Consider the following 6,000-nt stretch of genomic DNA (forward strand, 5'->3'; position numbering starts at 1 on the left):
GTTGATCGTTCGAGCGTCTGTCCTCGCGAACGCGACCTGTTCCGGAGCACTACCTCGAGTCTGCCTATTCCGGTGAGGCGCTGATGCGCGCGCGGATTCATACCGGACTGGTGTGGGCGATGGTCCTGGTCCTGGCCGCCAGCGTGGTCGGGCTGGCTGTGCATTGGGGCGGATGGGGCCCGGCAGGTGACGTCTGGTTCGAGCCGGTCCTTGTCGTCTCGGTAGGGCTGACGGACCTGTTACCCGTCGCAGTGTGCTGGATGGCTGTCGGAAGGGTCGGACTTCGGCGCCCGGAGGTTCTGCTCGCCGCGACCGCGATGACCGCCTACGTTGCTGGTGACTGTTACAGAGCCTGGGTAGAGGCCACGACCGGCTCGATTCCGTTCCCGTCGGTTGGCGACGTCCTGTATTCGCTGTTCTACCTGCTGATGCTGGCCGCTCTGATCGTTGCGGTGCGCCGCCACGTGCGGACGCTGGCATCGTCGGTCTGGCTGGACTGCGTGGTGGGGTCGCTCGGCGCAGCCGCGGTGCTGGCGATTCCGCTGAGCCCGGTGCTGGACTCGGCCCTGACCAGTTCATCGTGGTTGGCCACCGTGACGGCGATCTCCTTCCCACTCTTCGATCTGCTGCTCGTGGCCGCTATCGGCGGGATCGGCGCCTTGGGGGGCAGGCGGCTGGGAAGACGGTGGGTGTTGCTGTTCGTGGGCCTGCTGGTCTTTGCCGCGGCGGACGTGCTCTACGCGCTGCAGGTGAACGCCAACACCTATGTGCGCGGTACGCCGCTAGCCGCGGCCTGGGCGATCGGACTTGCCCTGTTGGCATTGTGGGTCGACGGTATGGAGCGAACTCATCCGGCCGCGGTACCCGAGACGAGCCCAGCGACCGGCAGGGCGGCACTGATGGTGCCGGTGGTGGCCACCGCCGCAGGGCTAGGGGTGCTCTTGGTGAGCAGCCGGGTGCCCTTGTCAACGTTTTCAGTCGCTCTTGCGGGGGCGACGTTGGTCGCGGCGACAGCTCGCACCCAGGTCGCCTTCCGTCAGGTCGCGTGGATGGCGCATCTGCGCCGCGTTGCCTCTGCAACGGACGACTTAACAGGCCTCCCGAACCGGCGGGCCCTCCACGTAGAGGGGCACGCGCGCTTGGTGGACCCGGAGCGTCGCCGCCAGTCGCTGCTGATGCTCGACCTGGATAAGTTCAAAGAGGTCAACGACAGCCTGGGCCACCACGCCGGAGACCAGCTGCTGGTCCAGGTCGGCGCCCGCCTGCGTGAGCACCTGCGGCCTGGGGACCTGCTGGCGCGTCTGGGCGGCGACGAGTTCGCGGTCCTGCTCGAGGATGCCGGCCACGCCGAGGCCATTGACGTGACCGTCAAGTTGCGCGCCGCGCTGGCCGAGCCATTCGCTCTGGAGGACATCACACTGCACACCAGTGTCAGCGTCGGTATCGCGCTCTTCCCGGACCACGGTCTGGACCTGAGCTCCTTGTTACGCACGGCCGATATCGCCATGTACAAGTCCAAAACATCGGGCCGTGGCCAGCACGTCTACAACACCGCCGACGACACCGACGCCACCACCCGGCTGAAGACGGTCGAGGAACTGCGAACCGCACTGACCACCGACCAGCTCGTGGTGCATTACCAGCCCAAGATCGACCTGGACACCGGCGAGGTCCACAACGTGGAGGCGCTGGTGCGCTGGGATCACCCCACCCGAGGCCTGCTCTACCCCGACGCGTTCCTGGCCTTGGTCGAAGAATCAGGATTGATGCGGACCCTGACCCGGGTCGTCCTTCAGGTCGCCCTGGACCAGGCGGCGGTGTGGCACGCCGAAGGCCGACCCCTCACGGTCGCAGTCAACCTCTCGGGCAGCACGCTGATCGACACCAGCCTGCCCGACGAGGTCGCAGCGATGCTGACGGTCCGTAACCTCCCGCCGGGTGCCCTCCAGCTGGAGATCACCGAGGAGTTCCTGATGGCCGACCGCGACCGGGCCCGGAGCATCCTGACCCGGCTGCGGAGCAGCGGTATCCAGATCTCCATCGACGACTTCGGCACCGGGTACAGCTCACTCTCCTACCTGCGCGATCTGCCCCTCGACGAGCTCAAGCTGGACCGCTCGTTCGTCTTCCCGATGGTCGACGACGCCCGGGCTGCAGCACTGGTCGCCTCCACGATTGGCCTGGCCCACAGCCTCGGCCTGCGGCTGGTTGCCGAAGGCGTCGAGACCAAGGCCGCTTACACCGAGCTCGTCCGCCTCGGCTGCGATCAAGCCCAGGGCTACTACATGTCCCGGCCCGTCCCCGCCGCCGAGCTCGACCTGTGGCTCAGCGCCCGAGACATCGCCGACGAGTTCACTGAGATGACTGGCCTGCTGCCTTCTCTCGACTGACCCAGTGCCATCGAGACCGACATCCCGCCAATCGTTCCCGCCGTCCGGCGAATCGAGAGCGCACGAATAGTCTCGACACTCGTGCCTCGGTTTGCGTGCGACCTCGGGTGGAACGCGGCACCGTTGGCCTTCGGTCACGTGTAGCCGCGGGTGCCGAATTGGAGTTTGTCTCCGGGGTGGATCGCGGACATCCCGACCTTGCCGCCGCCGAGGGTCTCGACTTGCTCGGGATAGACGCCGAAGCGAGTGGCGATCGTGCTCGCAGAGTCCCCGCTGACGACGGTGTAGGTGATCTTGCCCGAGCTGTCGATCGTCGTGGTACCTTCGGCGCCGTCAAACGGTCCTTGGTCTCGCGGCGTCGGATACTTCGACAGGTGCGAGGTCGCCGTCGGCGAGGGCGTGGCCGGCGGTGCAGGGATCGGCGCGGCGGCGCATCCGCTCAGCACGAGGAGCGCGAGCGCAATGCCGAGGACCTTCCAGGAGATCCGTGCCGGGCGCGGAGCCGGGACCTTCAGCGGTGTGTGCACCAGATGGATGCCCGTGTCAGAGAACGAGGCGGACGGTGCCGAGAACGGTGGTGCCGTCGCTTCCGAAGAGCGGAAACGGTCGAACCGCAGCCCGAATGCGCGGCCATGCGCTCTCTGCGACCGGTACGAAAGCACCAGGTCGGACTCCCCCGTAGTCTTCATGACCACCCCCATGACTAGTCAATGCCATCCGCGGGAAATTTACGACAAATTGCCCCTGATCGGGTCAGAAAATTTCACCGCGCCATATTCCGATCACGTGTCAGCATGTGCGCATACTGAATGTGAGCAGCTACCAGGATTCTGTAACAAATGGAGAAGGAGTCCAACTATGGGTGCACGCAGTTCCGGACGGGCACGCGCTCGCGACGTCCTCGCTGCGGTCGCAGTTTGGGTCCCCCTCGCCGCAGTCGTCACGACCTGGCTCATCTGGCGAGAAGAGCTTCCGACCGACCTGCCCCGCCAGTGGGGCAGCCATGGGGTCAGTTCGACGTGGCCGACGTGGATGGCAATCGCGCTCTTGGTCGTGGTCTGCTTAGCTTCGGCTCTCATCGCAACGTTCGCGTTGCGGGAGGGTGCGGCACCGACTCGCCGCAAGACATTCCTGTGGAGCGGCTTCGCGGCAGGGTTGGCAACCGGAGGCTGGCTGATGATCGCCGGATCAACGATCACGTCCGGTCCCGGCGCGGAACCGCAGGTCGGTGCGTGGCCACTGCTCCTCATGGCGTTGCTCGGGTACGGCCTGATTCCGTTCCTACTCGCGCACCGGTGGGTGGCTGCCGAACCCGAACATCATCCGGTGGAGGTCGTGCTTGGGCCGACAGAGATCGGTGCCTGGATCACCACAGTCACTGTTCCGTTGTTCGCGATCGTGAGCCTGGCACTGTTCGCCGCCGCAGCGGCATTGCTCATCCTCACAACCAGAGAGGGCGAGCCCGGGGCGGATGTCTTCGGTGCCGTGGTCCTTCTCCTTCTGGCCGTCCTCATGCTGGGGTTTGCCCGACTGCGGATCAGCGTGGACTGGCGCGGCCTGAAAGTCGTCACCTGGTTCCTGGGCATCGCACTGAAGACCATTCCGCTCACGGACATCGAGTCCGTGCACACCAATACGCTGGAACCGATGCACTGGGGAGGCTGGGGCTACCGATTCATGCCCGGGCGGTCAGCGATCATCCTCCGCACAGGACCAGGGGTCGTCGTCACCCTCACCAATGGGAAGCAGTTCGCACTCTCACTCAATGAGCCTGAAACACCTGCCGCGCTGCTGTCGACGCTGAGCACTTCCGCGAAGTAGCTGCGCCCGCCCACGGATTCCGGTGCAGAGCTTCCCGGCGGCCCTGGCTGCTCGTAGGGAGGAGGATTGGTGTCGTGAAGATTCTCTCGATTCAGTCGGCCGTCGCTTATGGCCACGTTGGCAACTCCGCAGCCGTGTTCCCCCTCCAGCGCATCGGGGTCGAAGTGCTGCCGGTCAACACGGTGAACTTCTCCAATCACACGGGATATGGCGCGTGGCGCGGATCCCTCATCGCACCCGAGGACGTGCACGATGTCATCCTCGGTATCGAAGAACGTGGTGTGCTCCCCCAGATCGACGTCGTGCTCTCGGGATACCAGGGCGGCACCGGGATCGGCGACGTCATCGTGGATGCGGTGCAGCGGGTGAAGGCGGCGAACCCGTCGGCCATCTACGCGTGTGACCCCGTGATGGGTAACGCGAAGTCCGGGTGCTTCGTGGCGCCCGAGATCCCCCACCTGCTTCGGGATCGCGTCGTCCCCGTGGCCGACATCATCACTCCGAACCAGTTCGAGCTGGGATTCCTCACCGGAACCGAGCCCTCGACGCTGGACTCCACACTCGCATCCGTCGACATCGCCCGGGCGATGGGACCGGACACCGTGCTCGTGACCAGCGTGGAACGCCCCGACCGCGAACCCGGCACCGTCGAGATGCTCGCCGTGGATGCTACGGGAGCGTGGATCGTGCAGACGCCCCATCTCCCTTTCAAAGCGAACGGATCGGGCGACGTCACCGCGGCGCTTTTCTCGGCGCACTACCGCGCGACAGGTGACGCTGCGGTGGCGCTGGAACGGACCGTGTCCAGCGTGTTCGATCTCCTCGAGCTGACCTACCAGTCAGGTGAGCGAGAACTGCAGCTCGTTCAGGCGCAAGAATCCTATGCGCACCCACGCATGCAGTTCACCGCCCAGCGCGTGCGATAACCGCTGGAGGCCCCGAAAGCGGCCAACACAGCAGCCGGTGGATGCGCGACGTGCAGAGCGAATAACGCGTCGCCTCCACAAAGCGCACCATCTGTCGGGCCGCTTCGTTTCAATGGCAACCGCGCTCTGAATTGTCCTCAGGACAGCAACACTCGGTTGCAACTTTTTGGTTGCAGTTTTTCTTCGCTTGTGCAACGCTTAGGTTGCAGTAATCAACTGAAGGACTAATCCACCGAAGGGATGCACCATGAGCACGAAGATCAACGAGTTGTCCGTTATCGATGCCGACAAGTTCACCGTCTCACGAACCATCACCATCGCAGCCCCCATCGAGAAGGTCTGGGCCGCCGTCACCGAGGCGCAGCACATCGCCCGCTGGTTTCCCGAGCACGCAACCCTGTCACCGCTCGCGGTCGGCACCACCGGCGTCTTCGGCTGGTCCGACCATGGCGACTTCCCGGTCCGCATCGAGGAGCTCGACCCGCCGCACATGATCGCCTACCGCTGGGGCAACAGCAACGCCGCCGCATCCACTCTCGAGTCGGGCGAGACCACCGTCTTCCGCTTCACCCTCGAAACAGTGGATGCCGGCACGCAACTCACGGTCGTCGAATCCGGTTTCGACGCCCTCCGTGACCCCGCCGCGAGCATGGACGGCAACCGCGGTGGCTGGGACTTCGAGCTGGACGAGTTGGTCGCCTACCTCGAAGGTTCCGAGTGACCGCGTCCACCCTCGTTCCCGTTTTCGCCGCCCTCGGCGATGACACGCGCTGGAGCATCCTGGCAGCCCTCGGCGGAGCCATGGTCGGTGACATTAGGGCCCGCAGTCATGTTGGGAAGATCCCAGGTGAGTGTGGCGGTCG

General features: G+C 65.2%; 5 protein-coding genes. 4 read left to right on the plus strand and 1 reads right to left on the minus strand.

What is annotated here, in order from left to right:
* The first annotated feature begins 83 nt into the window (after positions 1-83).
* Positions 84-2,390 carry a putative bifunctional diguanylate cyclase/phosphodiesterase gene (locus QN345_RS02775; RefSeq protein ID WP_323508438.1) on the plus strand — a complete coding sequence of 769 codons (2,307 nt, stop codon included), beginning with the start codon at positions 84-86 and terminating at the stop codon, positions 2,388-2,390.
* A 134-nt stretch (positions 2,391-2,524) separates the two neighbouring features.
* Here QN345_RS02775 and QN345_RS02780 read toward each other — a convergent pair whose 3' ends face one another.
* Positions 2,525-3,079, minus strand: coding sequence for a LysM domain-containing protein (locus QN345_RS02780; protein ID WP_322189610.1), 555 nt, complete (start codon positions 3,077-3,079; stop codon positions 2,525-2,527).
* Between the two features lie 169 nt (positions 3,080-3,248).
* Between QN345_RS02780 and QN345_RS02785 the strand changes: the two genes are divergently transcribed.
* From QN345_RS02785 to QN345_RS02795, 3 genes are all read left to right on the plus strand, one after another.
* Positions 3,249-4,211, plus strand: coding sequence for a hypothetical protein (locus tag QN345_RS02785; RefSeq protein ID WP_322140740.1), 963 nt, complete (start codon positions 3,249-3,251; stop codon positions 4,209-4,211).
* A gap of 74 nt (positions 4,212-4,285) precedes the next feature.
* A complete protein-coding gene (gene pdxY / locus QN345_RS02790) occupies positions 4,286-5,137 on the plus strand; it encodes a pyridoxal kinase PdxY (protein ID WP_322140739.1) in 852 nt (283 codons plus the stop codon).
* 247 nt (positions 5,138-5,384) lie between these two features.
* Positions 5,385-5,858 (plus strand): SRPBCC family protein, encoded by a 474-nt coding sequence (locus QN345_RS02795; RefSeq protein ID WP_322136106.1) that lies wholly within the window; start codon positions 5,385-5,387, stop codon positions 5,856-5,858.
* Positions 5,859-6,000: the final 142 nt, after the last annotated feature.

This window comes from Cryobacterium sp. 10I1 (assembly GCF_035019805.1).
Lineage (GTDB): Bacteria > Actinomycetota > Actinomycetes > Actinomycetales > Microbacteriaceae > Cryobacterium > Cryobacterium glucosi.